Origin of the sequence: Streptomyces sp. NPDC000348, assembly GCF_042898795.1 — a bacterium.
GTDB lineage: Bacteria > Actinomycetota > Actinomycetes > Streptomycetales > Streptomycetaceae > Streptomyces.
In genome coordinates this window covers 34913-52525 of record NZ_JBIAZD010000005.1, presented here as the reverse complement: position 1 = coordinate 52525, position 17613 = coordinate 34913, and the positions used below count along the sequence as shown (strand labels likewise).

The following is a 17613-nucleotide window of genomic DNA, read 5'->3' as shown; positions in this document are numbered from 1 at the left end:
CCGCCAACCGTACCCGAGGCGCTGCCGTCGGGGCCCCGGCGTCCGTACGCCGGGCGGCCCGGAGGGGATCACGGGAGCCCCCACCGGGGACCGCCGGGGACCGTGACGTCAGTCCAGGTCGATGCGCTCGCCGGGGCCGGTGCCGGGGTCGTCGCCCCGGTCCCGGCGCTCGTCGGGGTCGCGGGGATCGGACTCGCGGGCCGTCCAGCGGCGCTCCTGGTCCTGTACGGCGGAGCGGTAGGCGGCGAGGAGTTCGCCGCCGGCGGCGGCGAGGTGGTCGAAGACGTCGGGGTTGCGTTCGATGACGGGTTCGACGGCGGCCTTCGCCTGCTGGACGACCTGCCGCACCACCTGCTGCGCGGCGGGTCCGGCGACCGCGCCGAACAGCGGGGACTGCAGACCGGAGAGCTTGTCGGCGACCGCGTCGACGAACTTCCTCAGCTCCTCGGCGGCGGAACCGGGGGGCGGTCCGTACCGGGCGCGACGGCGGGCCTGCTCCGCCTCGAGGTCCTCGGCGGCGGCGGTCGCCCAGGCGTCGGCGTGGGTCTCGGCCGCCCGTACGTCGTCCACCGGCTCGCCGGCGACCTCGTCCCCGGCGTCGTCGGACGGGGGGAGCTGTTCGCTCATGACGGACTCCTGACTACGGCTGGCCCCTTCGACGGTACCCGAACGGCCGTCCCCGCTTCACCGGGTGCGCGGCCACAGCCCCGGATCCGGCCGGAACCGGATGCGCAGCTCGTCCTCGCGCAGGGCGGCGCCGGCGACGGTGCAGCGGCGCAGCGCGGAGGGCAGCGGGACGATGCGGCGGAACGGTCCGGCGGTGACGACGATCTCGTCGCCGCGCCGGACCAGGTCGAGTTCGTCGCGCCGGGCGCCCGGCAGGGGGAGGTGCCAGACGAGGACGCCGTCGTCGGCGAGCCGGTCCTCCACCGGCCACGGGGCGGCGCCGCCCGGTTCCGTCCCGGCGCCGGGCACGGCGAGCGCGGCGAGGTCGTCGGTGCCGCGCGGGTCGCGTCCCAGGTGGGCGACCGGGTGGACGTCGTACGACTCGCGCCAGGCATCCAGGGCCTTGCGCTGCTGGGCCACGGGTCCGGCCAGCCAGCCGCCCGCCTCGCCCTCGGGCAGGACGCGGGTCGCGATCAGCGCGTCGGTGCGCAGTCCGCGCAGGGCGAGTCCGAGGGCCGCGGTGCGTACGGCGTCGGCGCCGGCGGGTCCCGGCTCGGCGACCAGTCGTACGACGGTGCCGCGGTCGGCGAGCACGGCCTCCACGGCGGCCAGCTGGAGGTCCAGGCGGGCCGCCGTGCCGTACAGCCACTCGGCGGGCATGGGGACGCCGGCGAGGCGGCCGAGCACGGGGCGCAGGGCGCGGGCGGCCTGCCGCTCGGGCGGGAGCAGGCGGCGCAGGTAGCGGCGGAGCTCCTCGGGGAGGGCGAGGAGGGAGAGGGCGCGCGGGGTGGGCGGGAGGTCGACGACGACGAGGTCGTACGACTCCTCCGACAGGGTGGCGTCGCGCAGGGCGCGCAGGACGGCGAGTTCCTCGGCTCCGGGGAGCGGGGCGATCTCCTCGGGTTCGAGCCGGGAGGCGCCGAGGAGGTCCAGTGCGGAGGCGGCCCGGTCCTGGAGGGCGGCGAGGTCGGCGCGGAAGTCGGCGTCGGGGTCGACGCGTTTCACTGTGAGGCGGGGGGTGGCCTCGGCGCCCGTGCCCAGTACGGGGCCGAGGGTGTCCGTGCGGTCGGTGCCGAGGAGCAGGGTGCGGGTGCCCTCGCGGGCTGCGGTGAGCGCGGTGGCGGCGGCGGTCGTGGTGCGGCCGCTGCCGCCGGGGCCCGTGATCAGGAGGGTGCGCATGGGGGTGAACCGTAGTGGACGCCGGGCGGGGGGTGTTCGCGCAGCCCGGCGCTTACGGGGCGCCGCCGCGCCCACCCGTGCCGCCCTGCGGCACGGCTGCCCGCGGTTACGGGGGTTACTTCGGGGCCGACTCCACGCGCTTCTTCAGGCCTGCCAGGGCGCGGTCGATGATGACCTTCTCGGCCTTGCGCTTGATCATGCCGAGCATGGGGATCTTGACGTCGACGGTGAGGCGGTAGGTGACCTCGGTGGTGCCGGGGCCGGCCGGGGTGAGGAGGTAGGAGCCGTCGAGGGAGCGGAGCATCTGGGACTTCACCAGGGTCCACGAGACCTCGTGCTGCCCCGTCCAGGTGTACGCCAGCGTCTGGTCGTCCTTGATCGCGCCGGCGTCCATGACGAGGCGCACCTGCTCGGCGCGGCCCTCGGCGTCGGTCGCGAGGACCTCGGCCTCCTTCACCTCACCGGTCCAGTCCGGGTAGCGGGCGAAGTCGGCGATCACTTCCATGACGTCGGCCGCCGCGGCCTCGATCGTGATGCTCGAGCTGGTGTGTTCCGCCATCGCCGTGGCTCCTCCAGATGCGGGCCGGTAGTCGTCGTCGCCGTGCGCCGGGCACACGGCGCACGCGCGTGCAGCGGAAGGCTACCGCGCGCCCGGCCCGCGCAACTCATCCGACCTGGGACGTCGTCACCATTCGAGCCGCCAGGGCCGCCCGCTGCTCGCGAAGTGCCCCACGTTCACGCACTCGGTGGCGCCGATCCGCATCCGCCGCACCAGCGGCTGGTGGATGTGCCCGAACAGGGAGTAGCGGGGCCGGGTGCGGCGGATGGCGTCCAGCAGGGCCCGGCTGCCGCGTTCGAAGCGGCGCGCGACGGTGTCGTAGACCAGCTCGGGCACCTCCGGCGGGATGTGCGTGCACAGCACGTCGACCTCGCCCACGGCCTCGATCTTCGCCGCGTACTCCTCGTCGTCGATCTCGTACGGCGTGCGCATGGGCGTGCGCAGGCCGCCGCCGACGAAACCGAAGGTCCGGCCGCCGATCTCCACCCGCTGCCCGTCGAGCACGGTCGTGCCGGGGCCCGCGTACTCCTGCCACAGGGGCGGCATGTCGACGTTGCCGTACGTCGCGTACGTCGGCGTGGGGAACGCGGCGAACAGCTCGGCGTACTGCTTGCGCACCGCCTTCTCGATCGCGGCGGCCTTGTCCGTGCCGATGCCCGCCCACAGCCCGCGCTGGAACTCGCGCGCCTCCTCGAAGCGGCGGGCGGTGCGCAGCTCCACGACGCGGTCGGCGTTCTCGGTGCCGAACAGGTCGGGGAGGATGCCGCGCGAGTGGTCGGCGTAGTCCAGGAAGAGCACCAGGTCACCCAGGCAGATCAGGGCGTCGGCGCCCTCGCCCGCCCGGGCCAGGTCACGGGCGTTGCCGTGCACGTCACTGACCACGTGGACGCGTGTGCGCCGGTCTCCGCCTGGTGTGGCTGCCATGACGATCAAGGGTAAGCGCGTCCGGCCGGTGTGAACAATGGCGGGCCTACCTGCGGTTACTGGCTCGTCGGTTCGGGGGTGGACTACTGTGCGCAATGAAACACCAACCTGTGTGACGCAGCGAACATCTCGCCGGGACCCCCTGTCGTCAACGCCATACCGGCGGGTAACGTCCGGGCAGTCCAGTCGTGCTCGGGATTTCAACTTGTGAATTCGCGAGCACCCGCCCGAGCCTTGGACCGCACCGTCGCATCGCACAACGTCGTGGCGCCGGAGCCCTAAGAGGAGCAGCAGTCTTGCGCGAGTTCAGCCTTCCGGCTTTGTACGAGGTCCCCGCGGACGGCAATCTGACCGACATCGTCCGCAGAAACGCCGCGCAGCACCCCGACGTCGCCGTCATCGCCCGCAAGGTCGGCGGTACCTGGCAGGACGTGACGGCCACCACCTTCCTGGCGGAGGTGCGGACCGCCGCCAAGGGCATGATCGCCGCGGGTGTGCGGCCCGGCGACCGGGTCGGCCTGATGTCCCGCACCCGCTACGAGTGGACGCTGCTGGACTTCGCGATCTGGAGCGCCGGCGCGGTGACCGTGCCGGTGTACGAGACCAGCTCGCCGGAGCAGGTGGCGTGGATCCTCGGCGACTCCGGCGCCACCGCCTGCTTCGTGGAGCTCGACGCCCACGCGGCGACGGTGGAGTCGGTGCGCGACCGGCTGCCCGCGCTGGAGAACCTGTGGCGGATCGAGTCCGGCGGCATCGAGGAGCTGGGCCGGCTCGGCCGGGACGTCACCGACGAGACGGTCGAGGAGCGCGGCTCGTCCGCGAAGGCGGACGACCCGGCGACCATCGTCTACACCTCCGGCACCACCGGCCGCCCCAAGGGCTGTGTGCTCACCCACCGCAGCTTCTTCGCCGAGTGCGGCAACATCGTGGAACGGCTGCGTCCGCTGTTCCGCACCGGCGAGTGCTCGGTGCTGCTGTTCCTGCCGCTGGCGCACGTCTTCGGCCGGCTGGTGCAGATCGCGCCCATGATGGCGCCGATCAAGCTGGGCTGCGTGCCCGACATCAAGAACCTCACCGACGAGCTGGCCGCGTTCCGCCCGACGCTGATCCTGGGCGTGCCGCGGGTCTTCGAGAAGGTCTACAACTCGGCGCGGGCCAAGGCACAGGCCGACGGCAAGGGGAAGATCTTCGACAAGGCGGCGGACACGGCGATCGCCTACAGCCAGGCGCTGGACACGCCGGCCGGGCCGTCGCTCGGCCTGCGGATCAAGCACAGGGTGTTCGACAAGCTGGTCTACGGCAAGCTGCGCGCGGTGCTGGGCGGGCGCGGCGAGTACGCCATCTCGGGCGGCGCCCCGCTGGGCGAGCGCCTGGGCCACTTCTTCCGCGGCATCGGCTTCAGCGTGCTGGAGGGGTACGGCCTGACCGAGTCCTGCGCGGCCACCGCGTTCAACCCGTGGGACCGGCAGAAGATCGGCACGGTCGGCCAGCCGCTGCCCGGCTCGGTGATCCGGATAGCGGACGACGGCGAGGTGCTGCTGCACGGCGAGCACCTGTTCAAGGAGTACTGGAACAACCCGGGCGCGACCGCCGAGGCACTGGCCGACGGCTGGTTCCATACCGGGGACATCGGCACGCTGGACGAGGACGGTTACCTGCGGATCACCGGCCGCAAGAAGGAGATACTGGTGACGGCCGGCGGCAAGAACGTCGCCCCGGCGGTCATCGAGGACCGGATCCGGGCGCACGCGCTGGTCGCGGAGTGCATGGTGGTGGGCGACGGGCGGCCGTTCGTGGGCGCGCTGGTCACCATCGACGAGGAGTTCCTGGGCCGTTGGGCCGAGGAGCACGGGAAGCCGGCGGGGTCGACGGCGGCGTCGCTGAGCGAGGACCCCGATCTGCTCGCGGCGATCCAGACGGCCGTCGACGACGGCAACTCCGCGGTGTCGAAGGCGGAGTCGGTCCGCAAGTTCCGCGTTCTGCCCGCGCAGTTCACCGAGGAGTCGGGGCACCTGACGCCTTCGCTGAAGCTGAAGCGGAACGTCGTCGCCAAGGACTACGCCCATGAGATCGAGGCGATCTACGCCAAGTAGGCCGTGCGGGACGCGGTTCGGGGTGCTGCCTGAGCACCGTCGGCGGGTGCGGGGGGTACGCGGCCGGCCGCGCGGTTCCCCGCGCCCCCCTCCCGGCGCTGCTTCACAGCAGTGCTTTCAGGCGTTCCGCCAAGAGGTCCCAGCGCCACTTCTCCTCGACCCATTCCCTGCCCCGCTCGCCCATCCTGCGGCGCAGTTCCGCGTCGCCCAGGAGGGTGATGACGCGGTCCGCGGTCTGGTCGGCCGAACCGCCCGGCACGACCCAGCCGGTCTCACCGTCGAGGACCGCGTCGGGGGCGCCGCCGGAGTCGCCGGCGACGACGGGGAGGCCGGTCGCGGAGGCTTCCAGGTAGACGATGCCGAGGCCCTCGACGTCCAGGCCCCCGCGCCGGGTGCGGCACGGCATCGCGAAGACGTCCCCGGCGCCGTAGTGGGCGGGCAGCTCGGACCAGGGGACGGAGCCGGTGAAGCGGACGGAGGCGGCCACGCCGGTGTCGGCCGCGAGCCGGCGCAGGTCCTTCTCGTACGGGCCGCCGCCGACGATCAGCAGGACGGCGTCCGGTTCGGCGGCCAGGATCGCGGGCATCGCCCGGATCAGCGTGTCCTGCCCCTTGCGCGGCACCAGCCGGGAGACGCACACCACCACCGGCCGGTCGGTCAGCCCGAGCCGGGCCCGCACCTCGTCGCCGCCCGAACCGGGGTGGAAGGTCTTCTCGTCGACCCCCGGCGGCAACTGCACCATCCGCGAGGCCGCCCCGGGCGTGAGCGCGCCGGCGATCCGGGAGCGCGTGTACTCGCCGAGGTAGGTGATCGTGTCCGTGGCGTCGCCTATGCGGCGCAGGAGTCGCCGCGCGGCGGGCAACTGGGCCCAGCCGGCCTCGTGGCCGTGGGTGGTGGCCACGATCCGTTCGGCGCCCGCCCGGCGCAGCGCCGGTGCCATCAGACCGAGCGGTGCCGCCGCCCCGAACCACACCGAGGTGCACCCGTGCTCGCGCAGCAGCCCCACGGCCCGCCGGGTGGCCGCCGGGGTCGGCAGCAGCATGGTCGTACGGTCGCGCACGACGGGGAAGGGCTGCTCGGCGTCGAAGGCGGCGGTGGCCTCGACGCCCTCCCCGGAGCGCTTCCAGGTGGAGGCGTAGACGACGAGCCGCTCCGGGTCGAGCCGCAGCGCCATGTTGTGCAGGAACGCCTGGATGCCACCCGGGCGGGGCGGGAAGTCGTTGGTCACGATCAAGGTCTTGTGCATCGCCGCAGACCCTACCGAACGGGGGGTGCGCCGTCCGCCGCGGCCGCGCTCTGTGGCACGTCCACAGGTGTCCGGGACATCATGGCCCCTCACGACCGCACACCGGACGGGCAGGGAGCACATGAGGACGACGGCCGCGCGGAGCTCCCTCGCCCCGCTGCTGCTTCTGTGGACACTGACGCGGGCCGCCCTGCTGCTGTGCGTCCTGAAGGTGATCGTCTTCCCCGGGCCGGACGTCACCAGCGACGTGTCGGTCATCTACCGGGGCTGGTACGACGTCCTGCGCACCGGAACGTTCCCGCTGGACGACGTGACCTGGCAGTACCCGCCCGCCGCGGCCCTGGCGATCCTCTCCCCCGGCCTGCTGCCGTTCCTGGAGTACGCCACGGCCTTCTTCGTCCTGGCCTGTCTCGCGGACCTGGTCACCCTGTGCCTGCTGCGGTACGCCGGCCGCCGTTCCGGCCGGTCGCCGCGCGGTGCCTGGGTGTGGGTGGCGGGCGTGCCGCTGCTGGGGCCGACGGTGTACGCGCGCTACGACGTGATGGTGACCGCGGTCGCCGTGGCCGCGCTGCTGGCGGCCGGCCGGTACCCCCGGTCGGCGGGGGCGCTCGCCGGTTTCGGGGCACTGGTGAAGGTGTGGCCGGCGCTGCTGCTCCTCGCGGTGCGGCGGCGCGGCGCGTGGGTGTGGGCCGCGGTGACCGGTGCCGGTGCGGCCGCCCTGTTCGCCGTACTGATGCCGGGCGCGTTCGCGTTCCTGACCTTCCAGCGGGACCGGGGCACGGAGGTGGAGTCGCTGGGGGCGCTCGTCTTCCACGTGGCCCGGCATCACGGCTGGGAGGGCGAGGTGCTGCTCAACTACGGCTCGGTCGAGTTCCTCGGCCCGTACGTGGGCTGGGTGAGTACGGGTGCGCTGTTCCTGAGCGGGGCCGCGCTGGTCTGGCTGGTGCTGTGGCGGCTGATGGCCGTCCGTTTCGAGGCGTGGACCGTGGCCGACGCGGCGTTCGTGGCGGTGCTGATGTTCACCACGACGAGCCGGGTGATCAGTCCGCAGTACATGGTGTGGCTGGTCGGGCTCGGGGCGGTCTGTCTCTGCTTCCGCGGGAGCCGGATGGGAGTGCCGGTCGCCCTGGTGCTGGTGGCGTCGTTGGTGACGGTGCTGGAGTTTCCCGTGTGGTTCGGGCATGTGGTGGCCAGTGACGCGCTGGGCGTCGCGCTGCTGGTGGTGCGCAACGGGTTGCTGGTGGGGGCGACGCTCGGGGCGGCGCGGGTGCTGTGGTGTGCGACGGTTCCCCGGCGGAGGTCGATTCCCCGGGTTCCTGGCCCGAGTCGTGCCGCCGAGGCGCCGGTCTCGTCCTGACCTCGGTGCGTGGACAGCCGTGTGCCGTGAGCCGGGGCCGCGCGCGGCCCGGCGCTGTGCCAGGTGCCCCGCGTGGGTGCGGGCCGGGGGGTGTTCGCGCGGCCCGGCGCTTGCGGGGTGCCTCCCCCAGAGGGGGTACCCCCAGCGCCCACCCTCCCCCACTCTCGGCTTCGCTCGAGCGGGGGGACCCCCACGAGCGGGGGGACCCCCATCGCCCTGGGGGCACCTCCCAGGCCTTTGAGGCACTGGGGGAGGCACGACTGCCCGCGGGAACGGCGGCACGACTGCCCGCGGGAACGGCGGCACGACTGCCCGCGGTGGCGGCTATACGAGGCAGGGCTGCTCAGGCCAGTGCCTCCCTCACGTACTGCTGCCACTGGGTGGTGAATTCCTCCGGGGTGGTGTCGAGGACGTGGCGCATCGCGTCCCGCACCGCGCCCTCGCCGGTCTCGTGCGCGCCCACGGCGCGGTAGAACGCGCCGAGGCGTTCCTCGCCCCAGTGGTCGGCGATGAGGCGGCAGGCCAGCCAGCCGCCCTCGTAGGCGCGGGCGAGGCGGTCCGCGTCGCCGGAGAAGCCGAAGTCCTCGTCGTCCGGCAGCCCCGCGGGCATCTCGCCCCGGCCCACCGCGTGGGCGAGCTCCGGTGCGACCTCCGCGGGGGCGCGGTCGCCGCCGCGGTAGCCGACCCAGTCGGCGTACCCCTCGGACAGCCACAGCGGGGTCGCGGCGGAGGTGTGGGCGCGGGTGGCGACATGGGTGGTCTCATGGGTGAGGACGACCTGCCGGCCCGGGTCGCCGAGCAGTCCGAAGGCGTCCGGGTTGACGATGACCCGGTCCGCCGGCGCCCGTCCGTCCGCGCCGACGGCGCCGGTGGTGACCGCCGCGATCCCCCGGTAGGAGGAGGCAGGCGAGCCCAGCAGGCCCGCCATGCCCTCCAGGGTCCCCGGCACCAGGACGACCACGCGCCGGCTCCATTCCGGGCCCCACGCGTCGGACACCGCGGGCACCGCGCGGTCGGCCAGTCCGGCGTACTCCCGTAGCTTCCCGTCGGACTGCCCGACGCCGAGGACCAGGCTCCGCTCGCCCCGGACGACGCGTGCGGGGCCCTGGTCCCACAACTGCTGGCCGGACTCCTTCGCGGGCCGGTCGGAGTCGACGGACCAGCGGCCGTCGCGGTCCCGGCTCAGGCTCAGGGAACGGGCGGTGGTGACCGGGGACGGGTCGTGGCCCTCGACGCGGTAGCTCAGGTCCGCGGAGGCGGTGGCGGTGTCACCGGTGCGGTCGAGGGCGGTGACGCGGTAGGACCAGTCGGCGAGCGGCACCGCGCGCAGGTTGTCGAACCCCTCCCGGGTGCCGGTACGGGCGTACGCGGCGGCGTCGTGGTCGAGGACGGCCTCCGCGCGGCGGTCGAGGAGGGACTGCACCTGCGCGCGCACGGTGTCGACGGCCGGTCCCCCGCCGCACCCCACCAGGGACACGAGCAGCAGACACAGCGCCGTCACCGACGCACCCGACACCCGCCTTCGACCAGCCACCTTCCCGAGGGTACGGGCGCCGGGGCGGTGCGGTCAGACCCTGGTGACCGACGAGACCGGCATCATCCCGACCGGGTCGTAGCGCACCGGGGCGCCGGGGTAGGGCGCGTGGATCACCTGGCCGTTGCCCATGTACATCCCGACGTGGGAGGCGTCGGGGCGGTAGACGACCAGGTCACCGGGGCGCGCCTCGGAGAGCGGGACCTGCCGGCCGGCGTACCGCTGGGCCTGCGAGGTGCGCGGCAGCGCGACCCCCGCCTGGCCGTACGACCACTGGGTCAGTCCCGAGCAGTCGAAGGAGGACGGGCCGGCGGCGCCCCAGACGTAGGGCCGGCCGAGGGCGGAGCGGGCCGCCGCGACGGCGGCGGCCGCGCGGCCCGAGGCGGGAGCCGGGCCCGGACCGAGCAGGTCCGCGCGGGCGGAGCGGGTGGCGCGGTCCCAGGCGGCGCGTTCGCCGGCCGGGAGGGCGCCGAGCAGCCGGCGGGCCTCGGCGAGCTTGCGCTCGACGGTCCGTTTGTGCGCGGCGGCGGCCTTGCGGCTCCTCTCCAGCGCGCGGAGCTTTCCGGCCGCCTCCGCGCGGTCCTGGGCGAGGGAGCGCAGGGCGCCCCTCAGCCTCCTCAGCTCACCGGCCTGGTGGACGGTGATCCGGTCCAGTACGGAGGCCTTGTCGAGGTAGTCCTGCGGGTCGTCGGCGAGCAGCAGGGCGAGGGCGGGGTCGAGGCCGCCGGAGCGGTACTGGGCGCCGGCGAGTGAACCCAGCGACTCCCGCATGGTGTTGACGCGTGCCTGCTGCCGGGCGATCCCGTCCTGCGCGGCGGCGATCCGCCGGCGCAGTCCGTCGGCGCGCTCGTCGGCCTCGTTGTACGCCTCGGTCGCCTTCTCGGCCTCCCGGTACAGGCGGTCCACGTCGGCCCGGGTGACGTCGTGCGGTGCGGCCGCGGCCGGTACGGCGGCGAGGGCGGTGGCCGCCGCGGACAGCAGGCCGAGGGCGACCGCGGCGCCCCGGCCGGGTCCGGACGAGGGTGCGGTACGGCGATGGGACCCCACGGGAAGCCGCGCTCCTTCCGCTGGCGGACAGGGAAACGCGGCAGACAGTAGCCGTCACGGCGCCGGGGGACCCTTGGCCGAGGCGACCGCACACAGTGACGCCCCGCCTGTGACCTGCGTCAGAGGCGGGGCGCGGGGAGCATCGGCGCGGCGGGGAATCCCCCGAACGGCGGCAGCTAGACGCGGACGCCGAACATGAACGGGCCGCCGATGGTGTTCATCGACTCGTAGCGCACGACGGTGCCGGTGCGCGGGGCGTGCAGCACCTGGCCGTTGCCCGCGTAGAGACCCACGTGGTGCAGGTCGTTGAAGAAGAAGACGAGGTCGCCGACCTTGAGCTGGCTCATCGAGTAGATCTTGGTGCCCGCGCCGGTCTGCGCCTCGGAGGTGCGCGGGATGCCGACGCCGGCCTGCGCGTAGGCCCAGGAGGTCAGGCCGGAGCAGTCGAAGGAGGACGGGCCGGTGGCGCCGTAGACGTACGGGGTGCCGATCTTGCTCTGGGCGGCGGCGAAGGCGGCGGCGGCGCGGCCGGAGCCGGCCGGGACGTTGACGTTGAGCGCCTCGCGCTCGCTGGTGCGGGTGGCGCGGGTCTCCTCTTCGGCGAGCTGCTGCTTCTCGGCGGCGGTGAGGCTGTTGAGCAGCTTCTGCGCGGAGGAGAGCTTGCTCTGGACTTCCTTCTTCTTCTTGCCCAGTTCGGCGCGGGTGGCGGAGAGGTCCTTGAGCTTCTCGGAGGCCTCGGAGCGCTGCTGGGCGAGCTCGCGCTGTTTCTCCTGGATCTCCTTCAGCGCGTCGACCTGCTGGGTGCTCAACTGGTCGAGGGTGGACGCCTTGTCGAGGTAGTCGTCCGGATCGGCGGAGAGGAAGAGCTGGAGGGAGGGGTCGATGCCGCCGCTGCGGTACTGGGAGCTGGCCATCGAACCGAGGCCGTCACGCAGCTCGTTGAGCTCCTGCTGCCCCTTGGCCACGTTGTCCTGGATGGTGGAGATCTCCTTCTGGAGCTTCTCCTGCTTCTCCTTGGCCCCGTTGTACTTCTCGGTGGCCTGCTCCGCCTGCTCGTAGAGCTTGTCGACCTTGGACTTGACCTCGTCCTTGCTCGGCTTCTCGCTGGGGGCGGCGTTGGCGGCCTGCGAGCTCATGACGACGGCAGCTGCGGCAGCGGTGGTGAGCACGGTGACGCGTGCGCGGCTCGGCTGCTTGGGACGACGGTGGGACGCCACGGAGACGAGCTCCTTCTCGAGAGTGATCGCGCGAGCGAGGGTTCGAAGGGAGACCCTAGTGATTCTCTTGTGATCAGTTCAAATCCCTGGACGCAAAATCTCCGTTACAGCCGGTTTATTTGGTCCGAACTCACCTGCGGTGACGCCCTCTTGACGCTACGTTGCGTGACGGTTCCGTCAATTCGGTCATAGATCCCGTACGTTGCACGAGGGACGGATGTGAATGAGGTGTGAGGTAAGCCTTTTGGGCGAGGCGCCGGGCGGGCCGCTCCGGACGTGCTAGGCGAGCCGCTTCAGGAGGACCGCCGAGGCGACCGGGCGGGCGCCCGCGCGGGCCACTCCGTCGGCGACCTCGCGGTCGGTGGAGGCGACGATGACGGGCCGCCCCGGCGGTTCGGCGCGCACCAGCTGGCGGATCAGCTCGTCGGCGGTGACGCCCGGCTTGGAGAACAGCACCCGCACGCCGCGCGGCGGCGCGAGCAGCACTGGTGCGACCAGTTCGGCGCCGTCGAAGACACAGGTCACCTCGGCGCCGGTCTGGGCGGCGAGCTGGGCGAGCTGGCCCAGCAGGCGCAGGCGCTGCTTCTCCAGGGGCATCTGGGGATAGCCGGTCTTGGTGACGTTGTAGCCGTCGACGACCAGATGCGCCTGCGGCAGCGCCAGCAGCTGGTCGAGGATGGCCGGGTCGTGCTCGGACAGCGCGCGGGCGGCGATGTCCTTCGGGGTCATGCGGCCGGGCTCGACGGCGTCCACGGTCTCGGCGGGCCGGACGGACACGGGGGGCAGCGCCAGCTCCCGGCGGAGCCCCTGGGCGGCGTCCAGCACGGTGTCGAGGAGCAGCCGGACCCGCATGTCCTCCACGCTGCGGCCCTCCCGGGCGGCCCGGCGGGCGGCCTCCAGCGCGGCCTCGGTCTCCCCCAGCCGGGCCTTGAGGCGCCGGCTCTCGCTCTCGGCGGCCGACACCTGGGCGTGGCCCTCGGCGCGCACGGCCTCCATCTCGCCGCGCAGCTTGCGCACGGCGGCCTCGCCGCGCTTGACGTCGCTGAGGGCGGAGCGCAGCTTGCGGTGCAGCGACTCGGCCTCCTTCTTCGTCGACTCCAGCTCGGTGCGCAGCCGCTCGGTCTCGGACCTGGTGTGCTCACGGGCCCGGGCGAGTTCGGCGCGCAGCCGCTCCAGCTCGGCCCGGGTCTCCTCGTCGGCGCGCTCGGCGTCGGCGCGCTGGGCCTCCTCGCCCGCGGCGGTCACCAGCTTGACCCAGCCGGGCGGGCGGAGCACATAGGCCGCGGCCGCCACGTCGAGCGGGTCCGCGGCCGGGGGCGGGGAGCCGGAGTCGAGGACGCCGGCCAGTTCCGGCTGGGCCTCTCTGAGTTTCTCCCCGATGCGCTGCCGGAACAGCGGATCGGTCTCCAGCGCCGCGGCCATGGCGTTGCCGGCGAACTTGGCGCGGCGGTTCGGGGCGAAGCGCGCGTACTGCCGCAGCTGGGCGGGCAGCTCGGCGACCGTGAGCCCGCCGAAGCCGTCGGAGACGATCTGGACGACCCGGCGGCGCACCCCGTCGGGCAGGGGACGGTCGAGCACCTCGGCGGCGCCGTCCTGCGGCCCCCCGCCCGTGGTCTCCACCATCCGTCACACCCCAATAGTCCGTGTGCGACCCCGCGCGGGGTCGCCGTCAGCGGGGCCCTCCCCCACTCTCGACTTCGCTCGAGCGGGCGGGACCCCCTTCGCTCAGGAGCCGGCGCCCGGCCTGTCCACGAGTTCCACCTGGTCCACGGCGTTGCACCAGCGGCACCGCACCGACTCGATGGTCTCATCGAGCACCTCGCGCTCCTCGACCCTGGGCTCTCCGGCCAGATCGAGGTGGACGTACTCGACGACCTTCGACGAGCGGGTCACGTCGAAGCGGGTGAGGTTGCCGCAGAGGGTGCAGCGCCACCGCGTCGAGGCGGTCGGCAGAGGAACCGTCATCGTGGCTGTTCGCCTTCCTTCCAGTGTCCGTGACGCACCGGCTCCCCGGTGCGTATGGCTCGTAACCCTACGGCCTGGCGGGTACTCGCCGCCCGCCCGTCCACGGCGGCGAGGCGGTCTGTGCGGTTGCGTCCGGTTACGTCATGCTCTGTATTCATGATCCTCAAGTGGTGCGCGTCGGCCGCCGGGACGATCCGGGGCACCTCCGCGCCGGTGACCCACACCCTCATCGTGCTGTGCTGCCTGGTCTTCCTGATCGGGCCGGCCTCCGGCCTGCATCCGGCCCACGGTTCCGGGGAGGAGCTGCTGGACGCGCAGAGGGCCTACTTCCGGCGCTGGGGCGTCATCCCCGCAGACCTGTTCGAAGGATCCCCCGGAGCCGTCCTCACCCCCGCCACGGCGCTGTTCGTGCACGGCGGCTGGGTGCACCTGCTCGGCAACATGCTGTTCCTCCAGGTCTTCGGGGCGATGACCGAGGCACGGATGGGCCGGGTGCGGTTCACCCTGTGCTACGTCGGCTGCGGCTACCTCGCGCTGCTGGGGTACGCCGCCGCCAACGCGGGCTCCGATCGGTCCCTGGTCGGTGCCTCCGGGGCGATCTCGGCGGTGCTCGGCGCGTTTCTCTTCCTGTTCCCCCGGGCCCGGGTGACCAGTCTCCTGCCGTTCCTGTTCTTCCTGCCGGTGCGCCTGCCGGCCTGGGTGGTGCTGCCGTTCTGGGCGGCGCTGCAGTGGGCGGCGGCGGGGCGGGCGGGCGAGGGGCCGGGGGTGGCGTACCTGGCGCACCTGATCGGGTTCGGGCTGGGCTTCGGCTACGCGTGGGTGCGTTTCGGCAGGGCGACTACAGTGAAGGCCACCCCTGCTCCGGCCCCCGAGGGAGAGAACCAGCCGTGATCACCGCGATCGTCCTCATCAAGACCAGCGTGGACCGGATCCCCGAGATCGCGGAACGGATCGCCGCGCTGGAGAGCGTCAGCGAGGTCTTCTCCGTCACCGGCACCTACGACCTGATCGCCATGGTGCGGGTCCGCGAGCACGAGGACCTGGCGGAGGTCATCCCCGGCCGGATCAGCAAGATCCCGGGCGTCGAGGGCACCGACACGCACGTGGCGTTCCGCACGTACTCGCAGCACGACCTGGAGGCGGCGTTCGCCATCGGCCTGGACAGCTAGCGGTCCGCCGGGGGCGGGGTCGCTCGCCCTCCGGCCGGGGGCGGTCCGGGGCGCATCGGCCGCTTCCTCGCCCCCGCCGCCCCTTCCCGTCCCGACCCGGGGATCCGCCCCGGACCCCGCTCCCCGAACGCCGGAGGGGCTGACCTTCGGCGGGTGGATGAAGAGTTCCTCATCCGGCGCTCATCCGGGGACTCCGGTGCGGTGCGCAGGATCGGCGCATGGCCTTCACTCGCCGGATGGCGGCCCTCGCCGCCGTCGTACTGATCCCGCTGGGCGTCGCCGCGACCAGTTACGCCCTCGCCGACAGCCCGGAACCGCCCAAGGTGCCGCCCCGGGTCGAACTGGACAGCGGCTCGCCCGCTCCGGAGACCACGGCCCCGTCCGCGCGGCCCGAGCCGACGCCGAGCGACGAAGTCGTCTCCCGGCCCCCCGTGACCGACAGCCCGGCGGATGATGACGATGACGACGACGGAGGCCGGGACTCCCCGGACGACGCCCCCGGCGGGGACGACGGACCGGGCGACGACGGCTGACCGGGTCCGCCGGCGGATCTCCGCCCGGGTCCGCATCCTGCTGTGGCTGCTGTTCGTCATGGCGGTCGCGCTCGCCTCGGTCGCCATGACCACCCGCTCCTTCCTGCTGCGGGACGTGGACCACCGGATCAGCGGGCTGCTCACCCAGGAGACCGGTGAGTTCGCCAACTTCGAGGAACGCGGCTTCGATCCGGAGACGGGCCGGCCCTTCACCGACCCGGACCGGCTGCTGCGGGTCTTCCTGGAACGGCAGTACGCCGACCCGGACGAGGAGCTGATCGGCCTGGTGGCCCGCAGGAGCGGCGGCCCGGCGAAGCTCACCCAGCCGCGCGACCTGCCCGTCGCCCTGCCCCTGCACCGGGACGGCGACGCCCGGCGCCGCATCTTCGAGTCGCCCGACGCCTCCGGCGTGCTGCACCGGCCCGAGGGCGAGATCCGCTGGGCCAAGGTGGCCGTGGCCCGGCACGGCGGCGCCCCGGAGGCGGCGTTCGTCGTCGCCTTCCACCCCGGGCACGAAGTGGCGCGGGTGGACGAGGTGTTCCGGGTGCTGCTCGCCATCTCCGGGGTCGCCCTGCTGCTGACCACCGGCATCGGCTGGGCGGTCGCCGGGCGGATCCTGCAGCCCGTACGGCTGGTGCGCACCGCCGCCGCGCAGCTCACCGAGCAGGACCTCACCCGCCGCATCGCGGTGCGCGGCCACGACGACATCGCGGCCCTCGCCGAGACGTTCAACGCGATGCTCGACCGGCTGGAGCGGGCCTTCGCCGCGCAGCGCCAGTTCGTCGACGACGCCGGCCACGAACTGCGCACCCCGATCACCATCGTGCGCGGCCACCTGGAGCTGATGGGCGACGACCCGGCCGAGCGCGAGGAGACCGTCCGCCTCGTCACCGACGAACTCGACCGGATGAGCCGCATCGTGGAGGACCTGCTGCTGCTCGCCAAGGCCGAACGCCCCGACTTCGTCACCCCGGAGCCGGTCCAGCTCGCCGAACTCACCGCCGACGTCTACGTCAAGGCCCGCACCCTCGGCGAACGGGACTGGCGGCTCACGGACACAGCCGACCGGGAGGCCCGGCTGGACCCCCAGCGGATCACCCAGGCGATGGTGCAGCTGGCGCAGAACGCCGTGCAGCACACCGCCACCGGCCAGACCATCCGCATCGGCTCCCGCGCGGAGGGCTCCCGGATCGAGCTGTACGTCGCCGACTCCGGCCCCGGTGTCCGGCCGCAGGACCGGGAGCTGATCTTCGAACGCTTCCGGCGCGGCACCTCCCGGCGCGGGGCGCGCGGTTCGGGCGCCGGGCTCGGCCTGTCGATCGTCAAGGCGATCGCCGAGGGCCACGGCGGCCGGGTCCGCCTGGACGACACCGAGGGCGGCGGCGCCACCTTCGTACTCACCCTGGAGGAGGTCCCGGGATGAACCGGATCCTGATCGTCGAGGACGAGGAGCGCATCGCCTCCTTCGTGGAGAAGGGCCTGCGCGCCAACGGCTTCACCACCACCGTCGTCCCCGACGGCGAGGCCGGCTACGCCTACGCCCTGACCGGCGGGTTCGATCTGGTCGTCCTCGACATCGGGCTGCCCGGCCGGGACGGCTTCACCGTGCTGCGCGAGCTGCGCGAGTCCCGGGTGACGACCCCGGTGATCGTGCTGACCGCGCGGGACTCGGTCCGGGACACGGTGGCCGGTCTGGAGGGCGGCGCCGACGACTGGATGACCAAGCCGTTCCGTTTCGAGGAACTGCTCGCCCGGGTGCGGCTGCGGCTGCGCACGGCGGCCCGGGCGCCGGAGGTGACGGTGCTGAAGGCGGGCTCGCTGAGCCTCGACCTGCGCACCCGCCGCGCCCGTGCCGGGGAGCGCACCGTCGACCTGACGGCCCGTGAGTTCGTGCTCCTCGAACTGTTCCTGAGACACCCCGGACAGGTGCTCTCCCGCGAGCAGATCCTCTCCCACGTGTGGGGTTACGACTTCGACCCGGGCTCCAACATCGTGGACGTCTACGTACGGGCACTGCGCAAGAAGCTCGGCGCGGAGAAGGTGGAGACGGTCCGCGGGATGGGTTACCGGCTCCCCGCGTGACGGCCCCCGCGGCCGGGTGAAGTTCCCTTCATCCCGGGCTCA

The 17613-nt window shown here is 73.4% G+C and carries 17 protein-coding genes; 7 read left to right on the top strand and 10 right to left on the bottom strand.

Translation table 11 applies throughout. The annotated features are described in order from the left end of the window. Positions 1-108: 108 nt before the first annotated feature. From ACFY3N_RS12020 to ACFY3N_RS12005, 4 genes are all read right to left on the bottom strand, one after another. On the bottom strand, positions 109-627 hold the full coding sequence (locus tag ACFY3N_RS12020; RefSeq protein ID WP_390816520.1) for a DUF5304 domain-containing protein: 519 nt from the start codon (positions 625-627) through the stop codon (positions 109-111). 57 nt (positions 628-684) lie between these two features. Further along, positions 685-1845: an ArsA family ATPase gene (locus ACFY3N_RS12015; protein ID WP_390816519.1), complete on the bottom strand. Its 1161-nt coding sequence runs from the start codon at positions 1843-1845 to the stop codon at positions 685-687. Positions 1846-1960: 115 nt separating this feature from the next. Continuing rightward, positions 1961-2404, bottom strand: a complete 444-nt coding sequence (locus ACFY3N_RS12010; protein ID WP_390816518.1) for an SRPBCC family protein — start codon at positions 2402-2404, stop codon at positions 1961-1963. A gap of 126 nt (positions 2405-2530) precedes the next feature. Beyond that, positions 2531-3328, bottom strand: coding sequence for a metallophosphoesterase (locus tag ACFY3N_RS12005; protein WP_390816517.1), 798 nt, complete (start codon positions 3326-3328; stop codon positions 2531-2533). A 296-nt stretch (positions 3329-3624) separates the two neighbouring features. Between ACFY3N_RS12005 and ACFY3N_RS12000 the strand changes: the two genes are divergently transcribed. After that, positions 3625-5421: an AMP-dependent synthetase/ligase gene (locus ACFY3N_RS12000; protein WP_390816516.1), complete on the top strand. Its 1797-nt coding sequence runs from the start codon at positions 3625-3627 to the stop codon at positions 5419-5421. Positions 5422-5524: 103 nt separating this feature from the next. On the opposite strand, the gene ACFY3N_RS11995 is transcribed toward ACFY3N_RS12000, so the two are convergent. Then, entirely contained in the window at positions 5525-6667 is a 1143-nt protein-coding gene (locus ACFY3N_RS11995) for a glycosyltransferase family 4 protein (protein WP_390816515.1), read from the bottom strand. A gap of 121 nt (positions 6668-6788) precedes the next feature. Here ACFY3N_RS11995 and ACFY3N_RS11990 point away from each other — a divergent pair, with 121 nt between their 5' ends. Continuing rightward, complete coding sequence (locus tag ACFY3N_RS11990) at positions 6789-8024, top strand: glycosyltransferase 87 family protein (RefSeq protein ID WP_390816514.1); 1236 nt, start codon at positions 6789-6791, stop codon at positions 8022-8024. A gap of 343 nt (positions 8025-8367) precedes the next feature. On the opposite strand, the gene ACFY3N_RS11985 is transcribed toward ACFY3N_RS11990, so the two are convergent. The 5 genes from ACFY3N_RS11985 to ACFY3N_RS11965 form a co-directional block, all read right to left on the bottom strand. Beyond that, positions 8368-9558: a hypothetical protein gene (locus ACFY3N_RS11985; RefSeq protein WP_390816513.1), complete on the bottom strand. Its 1191-nt coding sequence runs from the start codon at positions 9556-9558 to the stop codon at positions 8368-8370. A gap of 33 nt (positions 9559-9591) precedes the next feature. After that, positions 9592-10605 (bottom strand): NlpC/P60 family protein, encoded by a 1014-nt coding sequence (locus tag ACFY3N_RS11980; protein WP_390816512.1) that lies wholly within the window; start codon positions 10603-10605, stop codon positions 9592-9594. A gap of 176 nt (positions 10606-10781) precedes the next feature. After that, entirely contained in the window at positions 10782-11822 is a 1041-nt protein-coding gene (locus ACFY3N_RS11975; RefSeq protein WP_390816511.1) for an NlpC/P60 family protein, read from the bottom strand. 279 nt (positions 11823-12101) lie between these two features. Beyond that, complete coding sequence (locus ACFY3N_RS11970; RefSeq protein WP_390816510.1) at positions 12102-13445, bottom strand: NYN domain-containing protein; 1344 nt, start codon at positions 13443-13445, stop codon at positions 12102-12104. 102 nt (positions 13446-13547) lie between these two features. Beyond that, a complete protein-coding gene (locus tag ACFY3N_RS11965) occupies positions 13548-13787 on the bottom strand; it encodes a hypothetical protein (protein WP_004989130.1) in 240 nt (79 codons plus the stop codon). 156 nt (positions 13788-13943) lie between these two features. Between ACFY3N_RS11965 and ACFY3N_RS11960 the strand changes: the two genes are divergently transcribed. The 5 genes from ACFY3N_RS11960 (at position 13944) to ACFY3N_RS11940 (ending at position 17571) form a co-directional block, all read left to right on the top strand. Then, on the top strand, positions 13944-14678 hold the full coding sequence (locus ACFY3N_RS11960) for a rhomboid family intramembrane serine protease (protein WP_390816509.1): 735 nt from the start codon (positions 13944-13946) through the stop codon (positions 14676-14678). Further along, a complete protein-coding gene (locus ACFY3N_RS11955) occupies positions 14675-14956 on the top strand; it encodes an Lrp/AsnC family transcriptional regulator (RefSeq protein ID WP_030859083.1) in 282 nt (93 codons plus the stop codon). Before ACFY3N_RS11960 ends, ACFY3N_RS11955 begins: the two co-directional genes overlap by 4 nt. Before the next feature lie 218 nt (positions 14957-15174). Further along, on the top strand, positions 15175-15489 hold the full coding sequence (locus ACFY3N_RS11950; RefSeq protein WP_390816508.1) for a small secreted hydrophilic protein: 315 nt from the start codon (positions 15175-15177) through the stop codon (positions 15487-15489). Next, positions 15416-16912, top strand: coding sequence for an ATP-binding protein (locus ACFY3N_RS11945; protein WP_390816507.1), 1497 nt, complete (start codon positions 15416-15418; stop codon positions 16910-16912). Before ACFY3N_RS11950 ends, ACFY3N_RS11945 begins: the two co-directional genes overlap by 74 nt. Then, positions 16909-17571: a response regulator transcription factor gene (locus ACFY3N_RS11940; protein WP_390816506.1), complete on the top strand. Its 663-nt coding sequence runs from the start codon at positions 16909-16911 to the stop codon at positions 17569-17571. Before ACFY3N_RS11945 ends, ACFY3N_RS11940 begins: the two co-directional genes overlap by 4 nt. Positions 17572-17613 lie beyond the last annotated feature (42 nt).

What these genes read in the sequence shown, in the direction of transcription:
- ACFY3N_RS12010 (WP_390816518.1), bottom strand. Translation starts at nt 2,404, where the DNA reads ATGGCGGAACACACCAGCTCGAGCATCACGATCGAGGCCGCGGCGGCC.
- ACFY3N_RS11950 (WP_390816508.1), top strand. Translation starts at nt 15,175, where the DNA reads ATGGCCTTCACTCGCCGGATGGCGGCCCTCGCCGCCGTCGTACTGATC.
- ACFY3N_RS11995 (WP_390816515.1), bottom strand. Translation starts at nt 6,667, where the DNA reads ATGCACAAGACCTTGATCGTGACCAACGACTTCCCGCCCCGCCCGGGT.
- ACFY3N_RS11970 (WP_390816510.1), bottom strand. Translation starts at nt 13,445, where the DNA reads ATGGTGGAGACCACGGGCGGGGGGCCGCAGGACGGCGCCGCCGAGGTG.
- ACFY3N_RS11960 (WP_390816509.1), top strand. Translation starts at nt 13,944, where the DNA reads ATGATCCTCAAGTGGTGCGCGTCGGCCGCCGGGACGATCCGGGGCACC.
- ACFY3N_RS11965 (WP_004989130.1), bottom strand. Translation starts at nt 13,787, where the DNA reads ATGACGGTTCCTCTGCCGACCGCCTCGACGCGGTGGCGCTGCACCCTC.
- ACFY3N_RS12005 (WP_390816517.1), bottom strand. Translation starts at nt 3,328, where the DNA reads ATGGCAGCCACACCAGGCGGAGACCGGCGCACACGCGTCCACGTGGTC.
- ACFY3N_RS12015 (WP_390816519.1), bottom strand. Translation starts at nt 1,845, where the DNA reads ATGCGCACCCTCCTGATCACGGGCCCCGGCGGCAGCGGCCGCACCACG.
- ACFY3N_RS11940 (WP_390816506.1), top strand. Translation starts at nt 16,909, where the DNA reads ATGAACCGGATCCTGATCGTCGAGGACGAGGAGCGCATCGCCTCCTTC.
- ACFY3N_RS11990 (WP_390816514.1), top strand. Translation starts at nt 6,789, where the DNA reads ATGAGGACGACGGCCGCGCGGAGCTCCCTCGCCCCGCTGCTGCTTCTG.
- ACFY3N_RS11945 (WP_390816507.1), top strand. Translation starts at nt 15,416, where the DNA reads ATGACGACGACGGAGGCCGGGACTCCCCGGACGACGCCCCCGGCGGGG.
- ACFY3N_RS12020 (WP_390816520.1), bottom strand. Translation starts at nt 627, where the DNA reads ATGAGCGAACAGCTCCCCCCGTCCGACGACGCCGGGGACGAGGTCGCC.